The following is a 21,840-nucleotide window of genomic DNA, read 5'->3' on the forward strand; positions in this document are numbered from 1 at the left end:
GCGGCTCCACCTCGGCAACGGGGGGAACCACCGCGGCTCGCGCCGCGACGGGCGTTAGGGCGGCGCATGCGTCCGTCAGCAGGCCGTCAGGATCCCGTTAGGACCGACCTGGAGGTGCGTCACCGGATCCAGCATCGGTTCCGCACCACACGTGGTGCGGCCCGAACCGCCCGGCTCGGACCCCGCAGCAACCCTGGAGTCCCTCGTGTTCGACGTCTTCGTCGTCGCCGGTGTCCTCGCCGTGTTCGGCGTGGTGGCACTCATCGCCAAGGGGGTGGAGCGGCTGTGATCGTCGTCACCATCGCCGCAGCCGTCCTCGGCATCGCATCGGTCGTCTACCTGGTGTGGGCCCTGGTCCACCCGGAGCGCTTCTGATGGCGGGCTCCACGGTCGACACGTGGGCCGGCATCGCCCAGGTCGCGACCCTCGTCCTGCTCCTCGTCGTCGCCTACCGTCCGGTCGGCGACTGGATGGCGCACGTGTACACCCCGACGAAGCACACCCGCGTCGAGCGCGGGGTGTACCGGGTGATCGGGGTCGACCCCGACGCCGAGCAGTCCTGGCCCGCGTACCTGCGCGGCGTGCTGCTCTTCAGCGTCGTCGGGGTGTTCGTCGTCTACCTGCTGCAGCGCATCCAGGTCGTGCTGCCGGGCGACCTCGGGCTGCCGAACGTCGGGCCGTCGCTCGCCTTCAACACGGCGGCGTCCTTCGTCACGAACACGAACTGGCAGTCCTACTCACCCGAGGCCACCCTCGGCTTCTCGGTGCAGATGGCGGGCCTCGCGGTGCAGAACTTCCTGTCCGCAGCGGTCGGCCTCGCGGTCGCCGTCGCCCTGGTCCGCGGGTTCGCCCGCCGGAAGTCGGGCACGCTCGGCAACGTCTGGGTCGACGTGGTGCGCGGCACCGGTCGCCTGCTGCTGCCCGGCGCGTTCGTGTTCGCGATCGTGCTCATCGCGGGCGGCGTCGTGCAGTCCTGGGGTTCCGGGATCGACGTCACCACCCTCGCCGGAGGCACGCAGCACATCCCGGACGGCTTCGTCGCGTCGCAGGAGGCGATCAAGGAGCTCGGCACGAACGGTGGCGGCTACTTCAACGCGAACTCGGCGCACCCGTTCGAGAACCCGCAGGCGTGGACGAGCCTCGTCGAGGTCTTCCTCATGCTCGTCATCCCCTTCTCGCTGCCGCGCACCTTCGGGCGACTGGTGGGCGACGACCGCCAGGGCTACGCGATCCTCGCCGTGATGGGCGCGATCTTCCTCGTGTCGCTCTCGGTGATGTCGATCGCCGAGCTCGCCGGCGGCGGGACCGCGACCCAGGCGGCCGGTGCCGCGATGGAGGGCAAGGAGATGCGCTTCGGCATCCTCGGCACGACCCTCTTCGGGACGACCTCCACCGCCACGTCGACGGGCGCCGTGAGCGGCATGTTCGACAGCTTCACGCCGATCGGCGGCATGATGGCGCTCCTCAACATGATGCTCGGCGAGATCAGCCCCGGCGGCGTGGGCTCCGGCCTGTACGGCATGCTCGTGCTCGCGGTCATCACGGTGTTCATCGGTGGGCTGCTCGTCGGACGCACCCCGGAGTACCTCGGCAAGAAGATCCGTGCCCGTGAGATGACCTTCGCGGCGCTCTACATCCTCGTCACGCCGACCCTCGCGCTGCTCGGCACCGGACTGTCCCTGGCGATCCCCGGCGTCCGTGAGCAGGTCCTCGGCACGAGCATCTTCAACCCGGGCAACCACGGGCTGTCCGAGCTGCTGTACGCCTTCACCTCGGGCGCGAACAACAACGGCTCGGCGTTCGGCGGCCTGACCGCGAACACGACGTGGATGAACTCCGCGCTCGGCGTCGTGATGCTGCTCGGTCGGTTCATCCCGATCGCGCTCGTCCTGGCGCTCGCCGGGTCGCTCGCCGCCCAGGACAAGGTGCCCGAGACCAGCGGCACGCTGCCGACGCACCGACCGCTGTTCGTCGGCCTGCTCGGTGCCGTCGCGGTGATCGTCACCGCCCTGACCTACTTCCCGGTCCTCGCCCTCGGACCACTCGCAGAAGCACTCGCCCGATGAAAGCCCAGCCGATGTCCAAGGACACTGCAATGACCACCGCGACCGACGCGCCGGAGACGACCACCGCCTCCAGGCCGACCACCTCGTCCGCCTTCGGACCCCGACAACTGGCGGCGGGCCTCCCGGGTGCCCTGCGCAAGCTGGACCCGCGCCTGATGTGGCGCAACCCCGTCATGTTCATCGTCGAGGTCGGTGCCGCGCTCACCACGGTGACCGCCTTCGTCGAGCCGTCCGTCTTCACCGCCGCGATCGCGGTCTGGCTCTGGCTGACCGTCGTCTTCGCCAACCTGGCCGAGGCCGTGGCCGAGGGCCGTGGCAAGGCCCAGGCCGACACCCTGCGGAAGACCCGGTCCACCACGAGCGCGCAGCGCGTCCGTGGGTACGACGCGACCGGCGACCCCGCCGCCCTGCACGCCGAGACCGAGGAGCTCGCCTCCGTCGACCTCGCCAAGGGGGACGTCGTGGTCGTCGTGGCCGGCGAGGTCGTCCCCGGTGACGGCGACGTCGTCGACGGCATCGCGAGCGTCGACGAGTCGGCCGTCACCGGTGAGTCCGCGCCCGTCATCCGCGAGTCCGGCGGTGACCGCAGCGCCGTGACGGGCGGCACCCGGGTGCTGTCCGACCGGATCGTCGTGCGGATCACCTCGACCCCCGGCGAGACGTTCATCGACCGGATGATCCGCCTGGTCGAGGGTGCTGCGCGGCAGAAGACGCCGAACGAGATCGCGCTGAACATCCTGCTCGCGTCGCTGTCGATCGTGTTCGTGATCGTCTGCCTGACGATGCAGCCCATCGCGGGCCTCGTCGGCGCGACCGTCAGCGTGCCGGTGCTCATCGCGCTGCTCGTCTGCCTCATCCCGACCACCATCGGCGCGCTGCTCTCCGCGATCGGCATCGCCGGCATGGACCGGCTCGTGCAGCACAACGTCCTGGCGATGTCCGGCCGTGCGGTCGAGGCCGCCGGTGACATCACGACCCTGCTGCTCGACAAGACCGGCACGATCACGTACGGCAACCGCCAGGCCTCGCGCGTGGTGCCGGTCCCCGGGGTGCCCGAGCGCACGCTGCTCGAGGCCGCCGCGCTGTCGAGCGCCGCGGACAGCACCCCCGAGGGACGCTCGATCGTGACGCTCGCAGCGGCCGACGGTGTCACGCCGGGCAACCCCGCCGGGGCGACCGAGGTGCCGTTCACCGCGCAGACCCGCATGTCCGGCCTCGACCTGGCCGACGGCGCGCAGATCCGCAAGGGTGCCGCGGCCGCCGTGCTCGCCTGGGCCGGGGACGGCGACCCCGCGGTCGTGGCCGCGGTGGACGCCACCGTCGCCGAGATCTCCGACCAGGGCGGGACGCCGCTCGTCGTCGGACGCCGGGACGCGTCCGGCGCCGTCGCCCTGCTCGGCGTCGTACACCTGAAGGACGTCGTCAAGGACGGCATGGCCGCCCGGTTCGCCGAGCTCCGGAGCATGGGCATCCGCACGGTGATGATCACCGGCGACAACCCGCGCACCGCGAAGGCGATCGCCGCCGAGGCCGGTGTCGACGACTTCCTCGCCGAGGCCACCCCGGAGGACAAGCTCGCGCTCATCAAGCGCGAGCAGGAGGGCGGCAACCTCGTCGCGATGACCGGTGACGGCACGAACGACGCCCCCGCCCTGGCGCAGGCGGACGTCGGCGTGGCGATGAACACCGGCACCACCGCCGCGAAGGAGGCCGGCAACATGGTCGACCTCGACTCCGACCCGACGAAGCTCATCGACATCGTCCGGATCGGCAAGCAGCTGCTCATCACCCGCGGCGCGCTCACCACCTTCTCCATCGCCAACGACGTCGCGAAGTACTTCGCGATCATCCCGGCCATGTTCCAGGCGGCGTTCCCCGGCCTCGCGGCGCTCAACATCATGGGGCTGCACAGCCCGTCGTCCGCGATCCTGTCCGCGGTCGTCTTCAACGCCCTCGTCATCGTGGCGCTCATCCCGCTCTCCCTGCGGGGCGTGCGCTACCGGGCGGCCTCCGCGTCGTCCGTCCTCGGACGCAACCTGCTCGTCTACGGGCTCGGCGGCGTCATCGTCCCCTTCGTCGGCATCAAGCTGATCGACCTCGTCGTCGGTCTCATCCCGGGGTTCTAGTCCAATGGCATCCGTACGGTCCACCTTCCGCTCCACGGGCGTGGCGATCCGCCTCACCCTCCTGTCCACCGTCGTCCTCGGCGTCGCCTACCCGCTCGCGGTGTGGGGCGTCGGCCAGGCCGCCTTCCACGACCAGGCGAACGGCTCGATGGTCACCGACTCGTCGGGCAAGGTCGTCGGCTCGTCCCTCATCGGGCAGTCGTTCGACGGCAAGGACGCCGACCGGTGGTTCCAGTCGCGTCCGAGCGCCGCGGGCGAGAAGGGCTACGACGCGAACGCCTCGTCCGGCTCGAACCTCGGCCCGTCGAACCCCGACCTGACGAAGGCCGTCGAGGAGCGCCGCGCCGCGCTGGCGAAGGCCGACGGGGTGTCCGCCGCGGACGTCCCCGCCGACGCGGTCACGGCGTCCGGCTCCGGGCTCGACCCCGACATCAGCCCGGAGTACGCGCTCCAGCAGGTGTCCCGGGTGGCCTCGGCCCGCGGCCTGTCCGCCGACGCCGTCCGCAAGCTCGTCGACGACCACACCGAGTCCCGGCAGCTCGGGTTCCTCGGCGAGCCCGTCGTCAACGTGCTCGAGCTGAACCTGGCGCTCGCCGCGACGCGCTGAGCGTTCCCGATGGCACCGTGCGTCGCACCCCGGTCCGGACGTCGCACCCCGCAGTGTCGGGGTGCGGTGTCCGGACCGGGGTGCGTTCCACGAAGGACGCACCGCACAGCGGAGCACGCACCGAACAGCGAGAGGATGACCCCGTGAAGCGAGGCAAACTGCGGGTCCTGCTCGGCGCGGCCCCCGGCGTCGGCAAGACGTTCACGATGCTCGAGGAGGGGCACCGCATGCAGGCCGAGGGCCGCGACGTGGTGGTCGCCGTCGTCGAGACCCACGAGCGTGCCGCCACCGCCGCCCTGGTCGACGGGCTCGAGGTCGTCCCGCGCCGGATCGTCGAGCACCGCGGGGTGTCCCTCGACGACATGGACCTCGACGCCGTCGTCGCCAGGGCCCCCGACGTCGCCCTGGTCGACGAGCTCGCGCACACGAACGCCCCCGGCAGCCAGAACGAGAAGCGGTGGCAGGACGTCGAGGCGCTCCTCGCCGCGGGCATCAGCGTCATCTCGACCGTGAACATCCAGCACATGCAGTCCCTCGGCGACGTCGTCCGCGAGATCACCGGCACGGTGCAGCGCGAGACCGTCCCGGACGCCGTGGTCCGCGCCGCCGACCAGATCGAGGTCGTGGACCTCGCCCCGGCGTCCCTGCGCGAGCGGCTGTCGGACGGGCTGGTCTACCCGGCCGCCCGTATCGACGCGGCCCTGTCGAACTACTTCCGACTCGGCAACCTCACCGCCCTGCGCGAGATCGCCCTGCTCTGGCTCGCCGACGAGGTCGACGACGCGCTCAAGGCCTACCGCGCCGAGCACGGCATCGACCACCGCTGGGAGACCCGCGAGCGCGTGCTCGTCGCCCTGACCGGCGGGCCCGAGGGCGAGACCCTGCTGCGCCGCGGTGCCCGCATCGCGGCCCGCAGCGCCGGCGGCGAGCTCGCGGCCGTGCACGTCACGACGAACGACGGGCTCCGCGTCCGGCACCCGGGCGCCCTCGGCAAGCAGCGCACCCTGCTCGAACAGCTCGGGGGGACGTACCACCAGGTCGTCGGCGACGACGTGCCGACCACCCTGGTCCGCTTCGCGAAGTCGATCGACGCGACCCAGATCGTCATCGGCGTCAGTCGGCGCACACGGCTGGCCGCCGCCATCACCGGCCCCGGCATCGGCAACACGGTCATCCAGGAGTCCGGCGACATCGACGTGCACGTCGTCACGCACGAACGGGCCGGCGGCGGGTTCGCACTGCCGAAGCTCGGCGGCAGCCTGTCCCGGGCCCGGATCGCCGCGGCGTTCGTGCTGTCGCTCACGGTCGGGCCGCTCCTCACCTGGCTCCTGTCGCGCACGAACGACCCGGACTCCATCACGGTGGACGTGCTCGCGTACCAGCTGCTCGTGCTCGTCGTGGCCCTGGTCGGGGGGATGTGGCCCGCCGTCTTCGCCGCGGTGCTGTCCGGGCTGAGCCTCGACTTCTTCTTCGTGCAACCCCTCTACCAGGTCACCGTTCAGCAGCCGTGGCACCTCGTGGCCCTCGTGATGTACGTGATCAGCGCCGTGCTCGTCAGCTTCGTGGTCGACCGGTCCGCGCGCCGGAGCCGTGCGGCCCGTCGGGCGGCGGCCGAGTCGGGGCTCCTCGTCGGGATCGCCGGCAGCGTCCTCCGCGGCGACGACGCCCTGCAGGCGCTCCTCGACCGGACGCGCGAGGCGTTCGGGTTCACCGGCGTGCGGATCCGGCAGGGCGACGAGGTCCCGGCCACGTCGGGCACGTTCGCGGGCGCGCCGGACGCGACCACGAGCCTCCCGTCCGGTGCCGTCCTGGAGTTCTCCGGTGCCCCCGACGACCCGACCCAGCGCCGACTGCTGCGGGTCGTCGAGCAGCAGCTCGACGCCGCCGTCGAGCACCGCGAGCTGACCCGCACCGCGGTCGACGCGGAGCGCATCGCGGCCGCGGACCGGGTACGGAGCGCCATCCTCGCGGCCGTCGGCCACGACGTGCGGCGGCCGATCGCGGCCGCGTCGGCGGCCGTGCAGACGCTGCACGCCGCCGACATCGAACTGTCCCCGGCCGACCGGGAGGCCCTGCTCACCACCGCCGACGAGAGCCTGCGCCAACTCGCCGGTCTGCTGGCCGACCTGCTCGACGTGAGCCGCGTGCAGGCCGGGGTGCTCGCCGTCACGCCGCTGCCGACCGCCCTCGAGACGGTCGTCGCACCCGCCCTCGACGAACTCGAGCTCGGACCGGACGACGTCGACCTCGACCTGCCGGGCGACCTGCCGCCCGTCCTCGCCGACCCCGTGCTGCTGCAGCGCGTCGTCGTGAACCTGCTCGCGAACGCGAGCCGCTACGCGCCGGACGGCACCCGGGTCCGCGTCGCCGCGAGCGCCTTCGGTGGCGGGGTCGAACTCCGTGTCGCCGACCGCGGACCCGGCATCCCCGAGGACCGACGCGACGACGTCTTCCAGCCGTTCCAGCGGCTCGGGGACACCGACAACGAGACCGGCCTCGGGCTGGGACTCGCGCTCGCACGCGGGTTCACCGAGGGCATGGGCGGCACGATCGAGGTCGACGACACCCCCGGCGGGGGCCTGACCGTCGTCGTGCGGCTGCCGATCGCCGGACACCTGGGAGTGGATGTCAAGTGAGCACCAAGGTCCTCATCGCGGACGACGACGCGCAGCTCGTCCGTGCGCTCTCCGTGACGCTCGCCGCCCGCGGGTACGAGGTCGCGACCGCCCGCGACGGCCGTGCCGCGATCGACGCCGTGATCACCGAGCGCCCGGACATCGTGATGCTCGACCTCGGCATGCCGCGGCTCGACGGCATCGGCGTGCTCGAGGGCATCCGCGCCTGGTCCCAGGTGCCCGTCCTCGTGCTCTCCGGGCGGACGGACTCGTCCGACAAGGTCGACGCACTCGACGCCGGCGCCGACGACTACGTGACGAAGCCCTTCCAGATGGACGAGCTGCTCGCCCGCCTCCGGGCCCTCGGCCGCCGGCAGGCCACCGCCGCGGCGACCGCCGGTGCGACCCCGACCGTGGTGATCGGGGAGCTCGTGGTGGACCTCGTCGCGAAGCAGGTCACCCCGCCGTCCGGCCCAGCGATCCGGCTGACGCCGACCGAGTGGCGGCTCCTCGAGGTGCTCGTGACGAACCCCGGGCGGCTCATGACCCGCGAGATGCTCCTGACCGAGGTGTGGGGTCCGACGCACGGGAACGACTCCGGGTACCTGCGCCTCTACATGGCGCAGCTGCGGCGGAAGCTCGAGCCGGAGCCGTCGCACCCGCGGTACCTGGTGACGGAGTCGGGGATGGGGTACCGGTTCGCGCCGAACGGAGGTGGGGGCCTTCCGTCCTGAACTGCGCCCGACGCGCGTCGGCGCCGCCGACGTCCCGGACCTCCACGCCTTCCTGACCGCGTGCGACCTGATGGTCGCCGGGCTCGCCGAACCAGCGGTCCGCCTGTGGGTGGTCCGGGACGCGGCCGGCTCCGTCATCGCCTCCACCGGGTCCGAGACGGGGTCGAACGGGAGGCACGTCCTCCTCCGCAGCGTCGCCGTCGGTCCGGCGCTCCGCGGCGCCGGAACGGGGACGGCGCTGGCGCGGTTCGTGATGACGGCCGCGGCGGCAGCGGGCGCGCGGCGTGCGTGGCTGTTCAGCCGCCGGTCCGGCCCGTTCTGGCAGGGGCTCGGGTTCGCGCCCGCCGACCGCGAGGAGCTCGCCACCGTGCTCGCGGGTGCGACCCAGGTCGAGCTGTTCCGTGCGAGCGGACAGCTCGGGCGCGAGGTGGCGTGGAGTCGCCCGCTGGGGCGGCGGGAGGTCTTTCGGTGCAGCTCGTGCCCGGCCGGAGTCGTGTCTTGATGCCCGATCGTGGAGCAGGTGCCCTCGGGTCGGAGGGCACCTGCTCGTGGTTCTCGGCGTCGGTGACGTGGTGATCAGCTGGGGAGGCCCTACCGCGGTGATCGGCGGCGGGCTGGAGCGACGGCCGGCAGAGTCGCCGCGGCAGCAGCGATCGCGAGGGTGGCGAGCCCGGTGCCGACGGCGATCGATGGCCCCGCGGACACTGCCCAGGTCGCTCCTCCGAGCGCTGTCGCGGCCCCGGCGCCGTACATGAGCGCTGCCGGGACTCTTCGGCAGCGGGACCGGGCCCAGTTGTTGCCGGGCCTGATCAGCCGCGGTGGGTACACCATGAGGATCACGAGGATCACCCAGGCGAGGCTGTAGGGCGTTCCGAGGGCATCCCGGGCAACGTCGAGCGCGGTCACGGCGACGGCAACGCCGAACCCGGCGATGCTCAGCGTCAATCCCAGGCGGGTGGGTGGCACGACTTGCTGATTCGACATGGTGAGCCTGCTCCCGTTCCCTACTTCCGGCAGTTGACGATCACCGGGTAGGGCGGGCCTGCGGAGATGACCTTCTGGAGCGCGATGCACCTGCCTGCGTTGTGCGCTCGCTTGGTCATGTCGACCACGATCCCGGTGGCGATGCCGCAAGCCCATGCTGCCGGCCCGCAGGCGGCCGCGATGATCGCCGAGACCGTTGCGAAGGAGCCAGTCGCCATGTAGGCGGTGTCGGCCTTGGAGTAGATGAGCGTGCAGTGGATCAAGTTGCACTCGAGCGTCGGGTGAGCCACGTAGACACGGTTCGACGGTCCGGTCGTGGACTGGCTGAGTTCGACCGTCGTCCGGATGGATCCATCTTCGTAGGTCCGCGTCGTGACCATGCCAGCCGCTTCCTGTGTCTCGACAGAAGAGATCGGCACCGACGAGCTGAGCTCCGAGTCGAGGGAGTCGCCGGCACGGAGCTTGCTGATCAAGCGGTCCTCGATCGACGTCGAGAGCCCGGCTTCTCGGATGGTCGCGCGGATGCGGTCCTCCTCTGCCGGTGCGATCCGGCTCGGTGCGGCGTTCGCGGGTGCTGCCATCAGGGACGTTGCGATGATCGCGGCAGTGATCGCGAAGACGCTGGTGAGGAGCGAAGGACGTGAGCGACTCATGTCAGCCTTTTCTTCGGCCTGCTGGCCATTGGTCGGGTCGGCCTCGTTGCCGACGACCCCAGCCTGACGACTGGTATCTGGAATGTCAACGGCGGCCCCGCAGCTGCGTGTGTGCCCGCTGCGCGTGCCCGGCGATCCCTTAGGCGCGTCCAAGGCAGCAGCGGGCGTCCGCGAACCTGTGCGCCGCACGCTCGGGGCATGACCGAGACGATCCCCGCCGAGCGACCGCGCCTGCTCCCACCTCCCACCCGTCCCCACGGCGTCCGGGACCGCCTGGCCGGTCTCGTCCGGGGCCGGGCCGACGCCGCACGGTGGGAGCGTCCGGCGTTCCTCGGCCTGCTGTTGGCGACGGGTGTGCTCTACGTCGTGAACCTCAGCGTGAACGGCTGGGCGAACGCGTTCTACACCGCGGCCGTCCAGGCGGGCAGCCAGAGCTGGGAGGCGTTCTTCTACGGGTCCTCCGACGCCGCGAACGCGATCACCGTCGACAAGCCTCCGGCGTTCCTGTGGGTGATCGGCATCTCGGTGCGGCTGTTCGGACTGAACTCCTGGGCGGTCCTCGTGCCGCAGGCGCTGATGGGTGTCGCGTCGGTCGCGGTCCTGTACCGGATCGTCCGGCGGCGGTTCTCGGCCGGGGCCGCGCTCGTCGCCGGGGCGGTGCTCGCCACGACGCCGGTGGCGACGCTGATGTTCCGCTACGACAACCCCGACGCGCTGCTCGTGCTGCTGACCGTCGGCGCGATCGCCCTGACCCTGCGCGGGGTCGAGTCGGGTCGGATGCGCTGGGTGGTCTGGGCCGGGGTGCTCGTCGGGCTCGGGTTCCTGACGAAGCAGCTGCAGGCGTTCCTCGTGCTCCCACCGCTCGTCGGTGTGTACCTCGTCGCGTCGCCCCGGCCGGTCCTCCGGCGGATCGGGCACCTGCTCGCCGCGGCGCTCGCCGTCGTGGTGTCCGCCGGGTGGTGGGTCGCGATCGTCGAGCTCGTGCCGGCATCGGCCCGGCCGTACGTCGGCGGGTCGCAGACGAACAGCTTCCTCGAGCTGACCTTCGGCTACAACGGCCTCGGTCGGGTCACGGGCGACGAGACCGGCAGCGTCGTCCCCGGCGGAACCACCGGCGCTGGGTCGTGGGGGTCGACCGGGCTGACGCGGCTGTTCGGCTCGGAGTTCGGCACGCAGGTCACCTGGCTCCTGCCGACCGCGCTCGCCCTGCTCGTGGTCGCCCTCGTCGCGGTCGGGATCCGGCGGCGGACCGACCCGCGGCTCGCGACCGTGCTCGTGCTGGGCGGGTCCCTGCTCGTCACGGGCCTGGTGTTCAGCTTCATGGGCGGGATCTTCCACCCGTACTACACGGTGGCCCTCGCGCCGTACATCGCCGGACTGGTCGGCATCGGCGCGGGACTGCTCTGGCAGCGCCGGAGCGAGCTCGCCTGGCGCATGGTCGCCGCGGCCGTCGTCGCGCTCTCCGGAGCGTGGTCGTTCGCCCTGCTGTCCCAGGCGTCGTCGTGGCAGCCCTGGATCCGGTGGGTGGTCGTCGCCGCGGCGCTCGCCGGGGCGGTGCTCGTCCTGCTGCCGCCGCGGGGCAGGGGTCTCGCGGGTGCCACGGTCGCCACCGTGCTCGTCGCGGCGCTGCTCGGCCCGACGGCGTTCTCGGTGCAGACCACCACGGTCGGGCACACCGGGGCGCTCCCGACGGCCGGGCCGAGTGTCTCGTCGGGTGGCTTCGGCGGCGGCCGCGGCGGTGCCCCCGGTGGCCAGGGCGGACCCGGTGGCCAGGGTGCGCCGGCGGGCACCGGTGGTCCGGGTGGCCAGGCGGCCGGTGGCGTTCCTGGCAGCCAGACCGACGGCCAGGCGGCTGGCGGCCAGGCAGCCGGTGGCCGACCCGGTGGCACGACGAGCGGGGGGATGAACCTGCTCGGCGGGTCCACCGCGGTGTCGGACGCCGTGGTCTCCGCCCTGAGCGCCGACGCCGACGACTACACGTGGGCGGCCGCGACGGTCGGGTCGAACAGCGCCGCCAGCTACCAACTCGCGACGGGCGATCCGGTGATGGCGATCGGTGGCTACAACGGCACCGATCCCGCCCCGACCCTGGCGGAGTTCCAGCGGCTCGTCGCGGCGGGCAAGATCCACTGGTTCGTCGGCGGTAGCTCGGGCACCGGGAGCGCGAACAGCAGCGGGAGCGACGCCGCCGAGCAGATCGCCGAGTGGGTCGCCGCGCACTACGAGGCCGAGACGGTCGACGGCGTCACGATGTACGACCTCACGCCGGCCTCCTGACCCCGACGGGCCGCCCGGGTCCCGCGCGGCCTGATCGGTGGAGCAGAAGACGTCGGGTCGCCCCGGGCTCACCCGACGTCTTCTGCTCCACCACGGCCCGGGGCATCCAGGACGGTGCGGCGGCGCGGCGGTGGCGGGCGGTACCGTCGAGCCGTGACGATCGAGCTCCGCCGCGTGACGGCCGACGACTGGGCCACGTGGCGCCCCGTCCGGCTCGCCGCCCTCACCGACGCCCCGGAGGCCTTCGGCTCCCGGCTCGCCGACTGGCAGGACGCCCCCGAGGCCCGCTGGCGCGGCCGACTGTCGCTGCCGGGCGCGGTCGACCTGCTCGCGATCGAGCACGACCGGTCACCCGAGCAGGCACCGCAGCGCACGCCCGACCCTTCGCCCGGCCGCCCCGTCGGGATGGCGACCGGCGTCCCGTCCGCAGAGGACCCCGCGGTCGCCGAACTCACCTCGATGTGGGTCGCCCCGGAGGCCCGCGGCCACGGCGTCGCCCGTCGGCTCATCGACGCCGTCGCCCGAGCGATGGCCGAGCACGGTGCCGCTCGCCTCGAGCTCTCCGTGATGCCCGACAACCACCGCGCCCGACGGACCTACGAGCGCGCCGGCTTCACCCTGACCGATGCTCCGGGCGACGAACTCCCGGACGGACGGCACGAGCTCGTGATGGTCCGCGAGCTCGCAGCCGAGCGCACCCTGATCGCCTACGAACGCGGAGCCGATCGCTACGCCGAGCGCACCGACGACCACCGCGCGGGCCTCGTCGACGACCTGCTGGCCCTGGTCCCCACGGGGTCGCAGGTGCTCGAGCTCGGGTCCGGCCCGGGTCGGGACGCGGACGCCCTCGAGGCCGCAGGTCTCAGCGTCGAGCGCACCGACGGCGCCGCCGCCTTCGTCGACCGTCTCCGGGCGGCCGGACACGACGCGCGCCTGCTCGACGTCCGAGACGACGACGGCCCTCGCGACGCGGGCGGGTGCCCGACGCCCTGGCGCGGCCCGTACGACGCCGTGTTCGCGAACGCCGTCCTGCTGCACGTGGACCGGGACGACACCCGCCCCGTGCTCGACCGCGCCCGCCGCGCGGTCCGCCCCGGCGGCGTCCTCGCCGCCACGGTCAAGCGCGGCGACGGCGACGGGTGGAGCGACCGCAAGCTCGACGATCCCCGCTGGTTCACCTACTGGACCGAGGACGCCCTCGCCGCCGTGGTCACCGCCGCCGGCTGGCGCGGGGTCACCGTCCGCGAGACCACCCGTCCCGGCGCCGACGAGCGCTGGTTGACCGCCACGGCCCACCGGCCGGAGGAGGACTGACCATGCACCGTGCCCGCAGGTGGACCGCCTGGACCCTGGCCGTCGTCGTGCTGCTCGCGGTGGTGTTCCTCGTGTACGCGAACACCGTCATGCAGGGCACCCGGAGCGCTGCGCTGCAGGTGTGGCGCGACGACCGCGTGGCGGTCCGCGACGTCGGCGACGCCGTGCTGATGACCCCGACCGGCACCGCGGACGGGACCGGCATCGTGTTCATCCCCGGCGCGAAGGTCGACCCGTACGCGTACATGGCGACGTTCCGGCAGGTCGTCGCCGCGGGGACGACGGTCGTCATCACGAAGCCGACGCTGAACCTGGCCTTCTTCGACACCCGCCCGCTCGCGACGTTCGAGGCGCACGCCCCGCGCGTCACGACGTGGGCCGTCGGCGGGCACTCCCTCGGCGGTGTCCGTGCGTGCCAGCTCGCGCAGGACGCCGACGGCCTGCTGCTCCTCGGCAGCTACTGCGCGAACGACATCGCCCGCTCGTACATCGACGTCCTCAGCGTCTCCGGGTCGCGGGACGGGCTGTCGACGCCGGACAAGGTCGCCGCTGCGCGCGACCAGCTGCCCACCACCGCACGGATGGTCGAGGTCCAGGGCGCGAACCACGCCGACTTCGGCGCCTACGGCGACCAGCCCGGCGACCGGTCAGCGACGATCTCGCGTGCCGAGGCGCGAACCCAGATCAGCGCGGCGATCGAGGACTGGGTGGGCACCCTGCGCGGACGCACCCTGCGCTGACGAGACCGCAGGCGGTGACCGGCTGACGGACGGGAGGCACGGTGCCAGCGGACACCGTGCCTCCCGTCCGTCGTCCACGCACCCGGGTGCGCGTTCCTGCCCATCGCACCCGACATCGAAGACCGATCCGCGCGTCGGGGGACGGAAGGAACGACGTCCGACGTGCGGACGGGCGCACCATGCGCGGAACGGCACGCCACGCGCGGAAGGGCGCCCCGGTGAATGGTTCTCCACACCTCCCCGGCGAGCCTGGGTGTCCGGGCTGGAGCGGTCCTAGACTCGATCCGAGCCGAACCGACCACCGCGAGCAGAGGATCCCCGATGACGATGCCGGACCGGCGCACCCCCGTGCGACTCGCCGACACGCGAGCGCTCCTGTTCGACCTCGACGGCGTCCTCACGCCGACGGCCGACGTGCACATGCGTGCCTGGAGTCGGCTGTTCACCCCGTACCTCGATGCACACGGTGTCGCGCCGTACACCGAGCAGGACTACTTCGACTCGATCGACGGCAAGCCCCGCTACGACGGGGTTCGCTCGTTGCTCGCCTCGCGCGGGATCGAGCTGCCCGAGGGCACCCCGGACGACGCCCCCGACGCCGACACGGTGTGCGGGCTCGGCAACCGCAAGAACGCCGAGTTCACCGCCGAGCTGACCGAGCACGGCGTCGAGCCGTACCCGGGCTCCCTGCGCTTCCTCACCGCCGCGATCGACGCCGGGGTGCAGGTCGCCGTGGTGTCGAGCTCCGCGAACGCCACCCAGGTGCTCCGCACGGCGGGCATCCTCGACCGCTTCCCGGTCGTCGTCGACGGGCTCGTCGCGCGGCAGGACGGCCTCGCCGGCAAGCCCGCGCCGGACACGTACCTCGACGCCGCGGAGCGCCTCGGACGGACCGCCGCCGAGTGCGTCGTGGTCGAGGACGCCACGAGCGGCGTCGAAGCCGGCCGGAACGGTGCCTTCGGCCTGGTCGTCGGCGTCGACCGCGGCGCCGGCGCGGACGCCCTCCGCGCGCACGGCGCCGACGTCGTCGTCAGCGACCTCGACGAGCTCGTCGACCAGCTCCCCGCCTGACCACGCGACCCCATCGCGACACCCCCCTCACCCCACCCCGCACTCCATCCCACGGAGCACACTGCATGAACCCCATCACCTCCGATCCCCTGGACCGCGTCCGCTACCCGGTGGACGAGTGGGCGCTCGTCGAGACCGAGTACGCCCCCGACGAGCAGGGCGTCGCGGAGACGAACTTCGCCGTCGGCAACGGGTACCTGGGCCTCCGCGGCAACCTCGACGAGGGCCGCGGCGGCGTCCAGTACGGCACGTACGTCAACGGCTTCCACGAGACGTGGCCGATCCGGCACGCCGAGGACGCGTTCGGCTTCGCCAAGACCGGGCAGACCATCATCAACGCACCGGACGCGAAGGTGATCCGGCTCTACGTCGACGACGAGCCGCTCGTCCTGGCCGAGGCCGACATCCTGCGGCACACCCGGCGCCTCGACTTCCGCGGCGGGTACCTGTACCGCGAGACGGAGTGGTCGACGCCGTCCGGCAAGCGGGTGCTCATCCGCTCCCGCCGGCTGGTGTCCTTCACCGACCGGCACCTGGCGGTCATCGACTACGAGGTGACCGTGCTCGACGCGGACGCCTCGCTCCTGCTGTCGAGCCAGATCCTGAACCGCCAGGACGTCCAGGACGAGTACCACGCGGGCATGCGCGCCGCGGCGAACGCCTTCGACCCGCGCAAGGCCGAGGCGTTCACCGAGCGCGTGCTCGAGCCGAAGCTCAAGCGCAGCACCGCCGGCCGATCCCTGCTGGGCTACCAGGCCGCGAGCTCGGGCATGACCATCTGCGTCGGGGTCGAGCACCACCTGGAGACCGACAACCACTGGGACGAGAGCTCCTCGATCGAGGACGACCTCGCCAAGCACGTCTACCGGGTGCAGGCACGCCGGGGCGTCCCGACGCGGCTGGTGAAGCACCTCGTCTACCACACGTCCCGCGGCGTGCCGGCGCGTGAACTCGGCGACCGCTGCGACCGGACGCTCGACCGGGCCCGCGCCGAGACGGTCGACCAGACGTTCGACAAGCAGCGCGCCTGGATGGACGACTACTGGACCCGCAGCGACGTCGAGATCCCCGGGCAGCCGGAGATCCAACAGGCCGTCCGCTGGAACCTGTTCATGCTCGCGCAGGCGACCGCTCGGACCGACGGGCACGGCATCGCGGCGAAGGGCGTCACCGGGTCCGGGTACGGCGGGCACTACTTCTGGGACATGGAGATCTACGTCCTGCCGTTCCTGTCGTACACGGCACCGATCGCCGCCCGGAACGCGCTGCGCTTCCGCTACAACATGCTCGACGCCGCCCGCTCCCGGGCCCGCGAGCTGAACCAGCGCGGGGCCCTGTTCCCGTGGCGGACGATCAACGGCGAGGAGTCCTCGGCGTACTACGCCGCGGGGACCGCGCAGTACCACATCGACGCGGACATCGCCCACGCGCTCATGCAGTACGTGCGCGCCTCGGGGGACCGCGACTTCCTCAAGCGCGGAGCGATCGACATCCTGGTCGAGACCGCACGGCTGTGGGCGGACCTGGGCTTCTGGCGTTCGAACGGCGACAAGAAGTTCCACATCGACGGCGTCACCGGGCCGGACGAGTACACGACGGTCGTCGACGACAACCTCTACACGAACGTCATGGCCCGGGCGAACCTGTGGTTCGCCGTCAACGCCTGCCACGAGCTCGCCGTCGACGACCCGGAGGAGTACGGCCGCATGGTCCGGCGCACCGGCCTCGACCCGGCCGAGGTCGTCGAGTGGGAGCACGCCGCCGAGTCGATGGAGATCCCGTTCGACCCGCACCGCGGCATCCACCCCCAGGACGCCCAGTTCCTCGACAAGGAGCTCTGGGACCTCGAGAACACGCCCGACTCCAAGCGCCCCCTGCTGCTGCACTACCACCCGCTGGTGATCTACCGGTTCCAGGTGCTCAAGCAGGCGGACGTCGTGCTCGCGCTGTTCCTGCAGGGTCACGAGTTCACCGCGGCCGAGAAGCGCCGGGACTTCGACTACTACGACGCCCTGACGACCGGCGACTCGACCCTGTCCGCGGTCGTCCAGTCGATCATGGCGGCCGAGGTCGGCTACCACGACCTGGCGGCGCAGTACTTCCAGACGGCGCTGTACGTCGACCTCGCCGACCTGCACGGCAACACCGCGGACGGTGTGCACATCGCCTCGACGGGTGGCATCTGGGGTGCGCTCGTCAACGGCTTCGGCGGCATGCGCGACCACGGCGGACGGATGTCGTTCAACCCGCGCCTGCCGAAGGACTGGGACCGCCTGACCTACCGCTTGACGGTGCACGGCTCTCGGATCCGCGTCGACCTCGAGGAAGAGCAGATGACCTTCACGGTCGAGACCGGCGACGGCTTCACCGCGTGGGTGCACAACCAGCAGTGGGAGGTCCCGGCCGGCGAGCCGACCGTCGTCCCGCTGCCGCACCACGGGCCGCGGATGAGCGGGCACGCGCCGACGACCAGCGACATCCAGGGCACGTTGCGCGCGGACGGCTCGGTCATCACCGCGTCGATCCCGACCATCTCGCTCGACCGCGCGTTCGAGATCGACGAGACCACCGCCTGACGGCGGTCGGTACGACGGCGGCCGGGCCGGAGGCGCGGTGCGGGTCCGTCCCGCACCGTGCCTCGTCCGTCCGGTCCGGCTGGCAACGCCCCCAGCCGGTCCCGGGCACCGTGGTCCCCCGTGCCCGCCCGGGCCGACGGCGTCTCCTGCGGCACTGACCGTGCAACGAGAGGAGACACACATGGACGAGCGGTTCGCGGGCAAGGTCGCGATCGTCACCGGAGCGGGATCGGGGATCGGGGAGGCCACCGCGCGCGCCTTCGTCGACGAGGGCGCCGCCGTGCTCCTGGTGGACAGCGTCGAGGAGAAGGTCCGGGCCGTCGCCGACTCGCTGCCCACGGGCCGCGCGGTCGCCGTGCGCGCCGACGTGGCCGACCCGGCAGCGTGGGAGACGATCGTTTCTGCAGCGGTCGACCGCTGGGACCGGGTCGACGTCCTCGTGAACAACGCGGGGACCTTCACCTCGGGCGACATCACCGACATCGAGCCGGACGAGTGGCGCCGGGTCATCGACACGGATCTGTCGAGCGTGTTCTACGGCACCCGTGCGGCGCTGCCGTTCCTCCGTGAGACGAAGGGGTCCGTCGTCAACACCTCGTCGGTGTCCGGGACGGACGCGGACTGGCGGATGAGCCCGTACAACGCGGCGAAGGGCGGCGTGACGAACTTCACGAAGGCTGCTGCGCTCGACAACGGGCAGTTCGGCGTGCGGGTGAACGCCGTCGCGCCCGGGCTCGTCTGGACGGACATGACCCAGCAGCAGGCGGAGGACGAGGAACTCCAGCACGCGTTCGCCGAGCGGGTGTCGCTCGGTCGCGGTGGGCGGCCCGAGGAGGTCGCCGCCGTGATCCTGTTCCTGGCGAGCGACGCCGCGAGCTACGTCACGGGAGCCGTGCTGCCCGTCGACGGTGGCACGACCGCGAGCAACGGGCAGCCCGCGCAGTCCTGACCGCGGCGGGTCACAGGAGCTTCCGGAGGGTGTTCGTGTTGCGGGTCGTCGTCGTGCGCTTGAAGCGTGCGGCGGCGGCCCGCTTCGCGAACGCGGTGTCGGTGCTGGAGCCCTTCGGGCACGACCAGTACACGACGCCGTCACCCCGCGCGACCCGCTCCGTCGACTCGTCGACGATCAGGTCCACGAGCAGGGCGTCGAGCGCCGGGGCCGCTGAACCGAACACCACGTAGTCGTGCCGGTCGGGACCGGACGGGAACGGGAAGTCGTCGACGATCGCGGCGAGCCGACCGTGCGGGACGAGCACGATCCAGGCGTCGTAGCCGAACCGGTCGCGCAAGGCCTGCTCGACGGCGCCCGTGACCGTGGCAGCGTCCCCGTCCGCCGTGAACACGACGTTGCCCGACGCGAGCACGGTGCGCACATCCTCGTACCCGAGCTCGCGGAACAGCGCCGCGAGCTCCGCGCTCCGGATCGTGATCCCGTTGACGTTCACCCCGCGCAGCAGCGCGACCCACCTGGCCATGTCGGCACCGTAGCGCGCGCGACCGACGCGGGGCGATCCTCCAGTCCGATCCACAAGAAGTGTTGCGCAACGATTCTTGTGGATCTATCGTCGAGTCATGGACGTCCAGCGACTCGACGACGCAGCCCACATGCGGGCGCTCGCCCACCCGACCCGGCTGCGCATCGTCGGGCTGCTGCGCTCCGGCGGTCCGCAGACCGCCGCGATGCTCGGGGAGCAGGTGGACGAGGCGCCCGGGACGATCAGCTACCACTGCGGACGACTCGCGACCGCCGGCTTCATCGAGCCCGCTCCGGAACTCGGCACCGACCGACGTGAGCGTTGGTGGCGGGCCACGGCGCAGCACACGTCGTGGAACCTCGCCGACGCGTTCGACGACCCCGACCGGATGCTCGCGGCCACGGCGCTCGACCACACCGTCGCCCAGGCCTACGCCGACGAGTACCGGGCGTTCATCGACCACGTCCCGGCACTCGGCCGCGAGTGGGTCGCGGCCTCGAACAGCGGCGACCGGGTGCTCCGGCTGACGGTGGACGAACTGCGGGACCTCGGCGCCGAGCTGCAGGGCGTGCTCGACCGGTGGGAGGCCGTCAGTGTCGACCACGTGGCGGGCGACGGCTCCGAGCGTGTGACGGCGGTCGTGCAGAGCTACCGGTCGGCACGGCCGTGAACGCGCGGTGGCGGCTGCGGTCGCTCCTCGCGGTGCAGGTCGTCTCGCGCACGGGCAACGTCGCGACGACCATCGCGGTGCCGTTCGTGGTGCTCTCGCGCGGTGGGTCCGCGACCGACGTCGGCATCGCGGCGTTCGCGGCGACGGTGCCGATCGTGCTCGGCGGGGCGTTCGGCGGCGTGCTCGTGGAGCGGTTCGGGTTCGTCCGGTCGAGCGTGGTGTCGGACCTCGTCAGCGCGGTGACCCTCGCCGCGATCCCCCTCCTGGCCGGGACGGTCGGGCTGCCGTCATGGGGACTGCTCGTGCTCGTGTTCCTCGGCGGGTTGTTCGACACTCCGGGGGAGTCCGGGCGGCGGGTGCTCCTGCCGGGGCTCGCGACGGCCGCGGGCATCCCGCTCGAACGGGCGGTCGGGCACTTCGAGGCGTCCGTCCGGTTCTCCGTGCTGCTCGGTGCGCCCGCTGCCGGACTGCTCGTCGGCGCCGTCGGACCGCTGCCTGCGCTGGCGGTCACCGCGTCGGTCTTCGCGGCGGCGGCGGTGCTCGCGGTGCTGACGCTCCGCGGTGCGACGGTGCACCCGGCGCCGGACGCGGCGCCGGCCGAGCCGTCCGCGGGCTACTGGCGGGACCTCGGGGCCGGGTTGCAGTTCTGCGTGCGGGACCCGCTGTTCCGGCTCGTGATCGCGCTCGTGCTCGTGACGAACCTGCTCGACGCCGCGCGGTCCACGGCGCTGCTCCCGCTCTACGCCGACCGGGTGCTCGACGGCGCGCAGTCGCTCGGCATCGTCAGCGGGACCTTCGGCGGGGCGGCGTTCCTCGGGTCGCTCGCGTTCGGGTACGTGGCGCACCGGGTGCCGCGCCGGATCACCTTCGTGGTCTGCTTCGTGCTCGCCGGCGGTCCGTCGCTCGTGGTGCCGGCACTCGGGCTCGGGCTGCCGTGGGTGCTCGGTGCGTGCGTGCTGTCCGGGTTCGCGGCCGGGGCGCTGAACCCCATCCTCGGCGCGGTCGAGCTCGAGCGGATCCCGGCGCCGATGCGGGCCCGGGTGTTCGGGTTGCTGTCCGCGGGGTCGTGGGCGGGCATCCCCCTCGGCGGGCTCGTCGGCGGGATCGCGGCGGACGGCATCGGCGTGACGGCGACGTTCGGGATCGTGGCGGTGGTCTACACGGTGGTCACGCTGTCGCCGTTGCTCGGGGGGTCGTGGCGGTTGATGGAGCGGCGTGCGGCCGAGCCCCCAGCGCGGCTGCCGGTGCCGGTCTCGACTCCGTCGGCGTGAGGCGGAGCGGGGCTGTGCCGGGCCGGCTGCGCTCCGCACAACCGGAAGCACGGCGCACCACGGACTCCCGCGGCGCGGCGTGCTTCCGGTTGTGCGGGAGCACTCCGCACCACCGGGCGCCGACCCGCTCGGAGTGCCCCGAGCACCGCTCCGGTAGACGGGGTGCATGACTGACGAGCGACACGACGACGGCCAGGGTCCCGACGACGCACACCAGGTGCCGGAGGGGGTGTCGGAGGCGACCGTCGAGGCCCTCGGCACGCTGTCGGCCGCCCTCGAGGTGCTCGAGCACGCCCGTGGCCTGCTCTACGGGTTCCACCGGCTGACGGGGACGGCGGACCTCAACCTCGGGGACGCGGTCGAGCAGCTCCGGAAGGCGGGTCACACCGAGCTCGCGGAGCGGATCGACACCGAGCTGGTGGGGCGGAACGTCATCGACGGGCGGTGGACGTTCCAGATCGTCGAGGACTACGACGACAACTACTACGCGCTCGCCAAGGAGCTCGAGCAGACCGCTCGCGACCAGCTCGTCGGTGGGAAGCGCCACCTGTACGAAGCGAGCATGAAGGAGGACCGGCGCACGGACGGCCGGCGCCGCCACGAGGCCAAGCCGGCGGACCTGCGGGACTGACCCCGAGCCTCCAGTCCGGCCTGCCGGACT

20 protein-coding genes are annotated in these 21,840 nt (G+C 72.5%); 17 read left to right on the forward strand and 3 right to left on the reverse strand.

Features of this window, described 5'->3' with window-relative positions; genetic code table 11:
- The first annotated feature begins 151 nt into the window (after nucleotides 1–151).
- The 8 genes from HUN58_RS03855 to HUN58_RS03890 all read left to right on the forward strand — a co-directional run bounded on the left by HUN58_RS03855 (nucleotide 152) and on the right by HUN58_RS03890 (nucleotide 8,650).
- Nucleotides 152–289, forward strand: coding sequence for a hypothetical protein (locus tag HUN58_RS03855; RefSeq protein WP_167509948.1), 138 nt, complete (start codon nucleotides 152–154; stop codon nucleotides 287–289).
- Nucleotides 286–375 (forward strand): potassium-transporting ATPase subunit F, encoded by a 90-nt coding sequence (locus tag HUN58_RS03860; RefSeq protein WP_058729515.1) that lies wholly within the window; start codon nucleotides 286–288, stop codon nucleotides 373–375. Before HUN58_RS03855 ends, HUN58_RS03860 begins: the two co-directional genes overlap by 4 nt.
- Entirely contained in the window at nucleotides 375–2,066 is a 1,692-nt protein-coding gene (gene kdpA, locus HUN58_RS03865; protein WP_141859420.1) for a potassium-transporting ATPase subunit KdpA, read from the forward strand. The genes HUN58_RS03860 and kdpA overlap by 1 nt, the downstream gene beginning before the upstream one ends.
- Before the next feature lie 29 nt (nucleotides 2,067–2,095).
- Nucleotides 2,096–4,192, forward strand: coding sequence for a potassium-transporting ATPase subunit KdpB (gene kdpB / locus HUN58_RS03870; RefSeq protein ID WP_180225954.1), 2,097 nt, complete (start codon nucleotides 2,096–2,098; stop codon nucleotides 4,190–4,192).
- Between the two features lie 4 nt (nucleotides 4,193–4,196).
- Nucleotides 4,197–4,799 carry a potassium-transporting ATPase subunit KdpC gene (kdpC, locus tag HUN58_RS03875; RefSeq protein WP_114849299.1) on the forward strand — a complete coding sequence of 201 codons (603 nt, stop codon included), beginning with the start codon at nucleotides 4,197–4,199 and terminating at the stop codon, nucleotides 4,797–4,799.
- 143 nt (nucleotides 4,800–4,942) lie between these two features.
- A complete protein-coding gene (locus HUN58_RS03880) occupies nucleotides 4,943–7,435 on the forward strand; it encodes an ATP-binding protein (RefSeq protein WP_141859418.1) in 2,493 nt (830 codons plus the stop codon).
- The gene (locus tag HUN58_RS03885; RefSeq protein WP_058740724.1) at nucleotides 7,432–8,148 is read left to right on the forward strand and encodes a response regulator; all 717 of its coding nucleotides are present in this window, start codon (nucleotides 7,432–7,434) and stop codon (nucleotides 8,146–8,148) included. Before HUN58_RS03880 ends, HUN58_RS03885 begins: the two co-directional genes overlap by 4 nt.
- Complete coding sequence (locus HUN58_RS03890) at nucleotides 8,129–8,650, forward strand: GNAT family N-acetyltransferase (RefSeq protein ID WP_229666843.1); 522 nt, start codon at nucleotides 8,129–8,131, stop codon at nucleotides 8,648–8,650. The genes HUN58_RS03885 and HUN58_RS03890 overlap by 20 nt, the downstream gene beginning before the upstream one ends.
- Before the next feature lie 89 nt (nucleotides 8,651–8,739).
- On the opposite strand, the gene HUN58_RS03895 is transcribed toward HUN58_RS03890, so the two are convergent.
- Together HUN58_RS03895 and HUN58_RS03900 are read right to left on the reverse strand one after the other, a co-directional pair.
- A complete protein-coding gene (locus HUN58_RS03895; RefSeq protein ID WP_141859416.1) occupies nucleotides 8,740–9,132 on the reverse strand; it encodes a hypothetical protein in 393 nt (130 codons plus the stop codon).
- A 20-nt stretch (nucleotides 9,133–9,152) separates the two neighbouring features.
- Complete coding sequence (locus tag HUN58_RS03900; protein WP_141859413.1) at nucleotides 9,153–9,938, reverse strand: hypothetical protein; 786 nt, start codon at nucleotides 9,936–9,938, stop codon at nucleotides 9,153–9,155.
- Between the two features lie 45 nt (nucleotides 9,939–9,983).
- On the opposite strand from HUN58_RS03900, the gene HUN58_RS03905 reads away from it, so the two are divergent.
- From HUN58_RS03905 to HUN58_RS03930, 6 genes are all read left to right on the forward strand, one after another.
- Entirely contained in the window at nucleotides 9,984–12,062 is a 2,079-nt protein-coding gene (locus HUN58_RS03905; RefSeq protein ID WP_208745416.1) for a glycosyltransferase family 39 protein, read from the forward strand.
- Nucleotides 12,063–12,215: 153 nt separating this feature from the next.
- Nucleotides 12,216–13,376 (forward strand): GNAT family N-acetyltransferase, encoded by a 1,161-nt coding sequence (locus tag HUN58_RS03910; RefSeq protein ID WP_208745417.1) that lies wholly within the window; start codon nucleotides 12,216–12,218, stop codon nucleotides 13,374–13,376.
- A 2-nt stretch (nucleotides 13,377–13,378) separates the two neighbouring features.
- On the forward strand, nucleotides 13,379–14,116 hold the full coding sequence (locus HUN58_RS03915) for an alpha/beta hydrolase (RefSeq protein ID WP_058740726.1): 738 nt from the start codon (nucleotides 13,379–13,381) through the stop codon (nucleotides 14,114–14,116).
- A gap of 321 nt (nucleotides 14,117–14,437) precedes the next feature.
- Nucleotides 14,438–15,187 carry an HAD family phosphatase gene (locus HUN58_RS03920; protein ID WP_114849304.1) on the forward strand — a complete coding sequence of 250 codons (750 nt, stop codon included), beginning with the start codon at nucleotides 14,438–14,440 and terminating at the stop codon, nucleotides 15,185–15,187.
- 65 nt (nucleotides 15,188–15,252) lie between these two features.
- Nucleotides 15,253–17,763, forward strand: coding sequence for a glycoside hydrolase family 65 protein (locus HUN58_RS03925; RefSeq protein WP_058740729.1), 2,511 nt, complete (start codon nucleotides 15,253–15,255; stop codon nucleotides 17,761–17,763).
- A gap of 181 nt (nucleotides 17,764–17,944) precedes the next feature.
- Nucleotides 17,945–18,712, forward strand: coding sequence for an SDR family NAD(P)-dependent oxidoreductase (locus tag HUN58_RS03930; protein WP_058740730.1), 768 nt, complete (start codon nucleotides 17,945–17,947; stop codon nucleotides 18,710–18,712).
- Between the two features lie 10 nt (nucleotides 18,713–18,722).
- On the opposite strand, the gene HUN58_RS03935 is transcribed toward HUN58_RS03930, so the two are convergent.
- A complete protein-coding gene (locus HUN58_RS03935) occupies nucleotides 18,723–19,238 on the reverse strand; it encodes a DUF1697 domain-containing protein (protein ID WP_141859399.1) in 516 nt (171 codons plus the stop codon).
- A gap of 97 nt (nucleotides 19,239–19,335) precedes the next feature.
- On the opposite strand from HUN58_RS03935, the gene HUN58_RS03940 reads away from it, so the two are divergent.
- From HUN58_RS03940 to HUN58_RS03950, 3 genes are all read left to right on the forward strand, one after another.
- Nucleotides 19,336–19,908: a transcriptional regulator gene (locus HUN58_RS03940; protein WP_141859396.1), complete on the forward strand. Its 573-nt coding sequence runs from the start codon at nucleotides 19,336–19,338 to the stop codon at nucleotides 19,906–19,908.
- Complete coding sequence (locus tag HUN58_RS03945; protein WP_180225956.1) at nucleotides 19,905–21,179, forward strand: MFS transporter; 1,275 nt, start codon at nucleotides 19,905–19,907, stop codon at nucleotides 21,177–21,179. Before HUN58_RS03940 ends, HUN58_RS03945 begins: the two co-directional genes overlap by 4 nt.
- Before the next feature lie 166 nt (nucleotides 21,180–21,345).
- Nucleotides 21,346–21,810: a hypothetical protein gene (locus tag HUN58_RS03950; RefSeq protein ID WP_058740737.1), complete on the forward strand. Its 465-nt coding sequence runs from the start codon at nucleotides 21,346–21,348 to the stop codon at nucleotides 21,808–21,810.
- The last annotated feature ends 30 nt before the right edge of the window (nucleotides 21,811–21,840 follow it).

Source organism: Curtobacterium sp. Csp1 (assembly GCF_013347185.1).

Excerpts from the sequence above, each read along its gene's own strand:
- kdpA (WP_141859420.1), top strand. The coding sequence starts at position 375 with ATGGCGGGCTCCACGGTCGACACGTGGGCCGGCATCGCCCAGGTCGCG.
- kdpB (WP_180225954.1), top strand. The coding sequence starts at position 2,096 with ATGACCACCGCGACCGACGCGCCGGAGACGACCACCGCCTCCAGGCCG.
- kdpC (WP_114849299.1), top strand. The coding sequence starts at position 4,197 with ATGGCATCCGTACGGTCCACCTTCCGCTCCACGGGCGTGGCGATCCGC.
- HUN58_RS03895 (WP_141859416.1), bottom strand. The coding sequence starts at position 9,132 with ATGTCGAATCAGCAAGTCGTGCCACCCACCCGCCTGGGATTGACGCTG.
- HUN58_RS03905 (WP_208745416.1), top strand. The coding sequence starts at position 9,984 with ATGACCGAGACGATCCCCGCCGAGCGACCGCGCCTGCTCCCACCTCCC.
- HUN58_RS03915 (WP_058740726.1), top strand. The coding sequence starts at position 13,379 with ATGCACCGTGCCCGCAGGTGGACCGCCTGGACCCTGGCCGTCGTCGTG.
- HUN58_RS03920 (WP_114849304.1), top strand. The coding sequence starts at position 14,438 with ATGACGATGCCGGACCGGCGCACCCCCGTGCGACTCGCCGACACGCGA.
- HUN58_RS03925 (WP_058740729.1), top strand. The coding sequence starts at position 15,253 with ATGAACCCCATCACCTCCGATCCCCTGGACCGCGTCCGCTACCCGGTG.
- HUN58_RS03930 (WP_058740730.1), top strand. The coding sequence starts at position 17,945 with ATGGACGAGCGGTTCGCGGGCAAGGTCGCGATCGTCACCGGAGCGGGA.
- HUN58_RS03935 (WP_141859399.1), bottom strand. The coding sequence starts at position 19,238 with ATGGCCAGGTGGGTCGCGCTGCTGCGCGGGGTGAACGTCAACGGGATC.
- HUN58_RS03940 (WP_141859396.1), top strand. The coding sequence starts at position 19,336 with ATGGACGTCCAGCGACTCGACGACGCAGCCCACATGCGGGCGCTCGCC.
- HUN58_RS03950 (WP_058740737.1), top strand. The coding sequence starts at position 21,346 with ATGACTGACGAGCGACACGACGACGGCCAGGGTCCCGACGACGCACAC.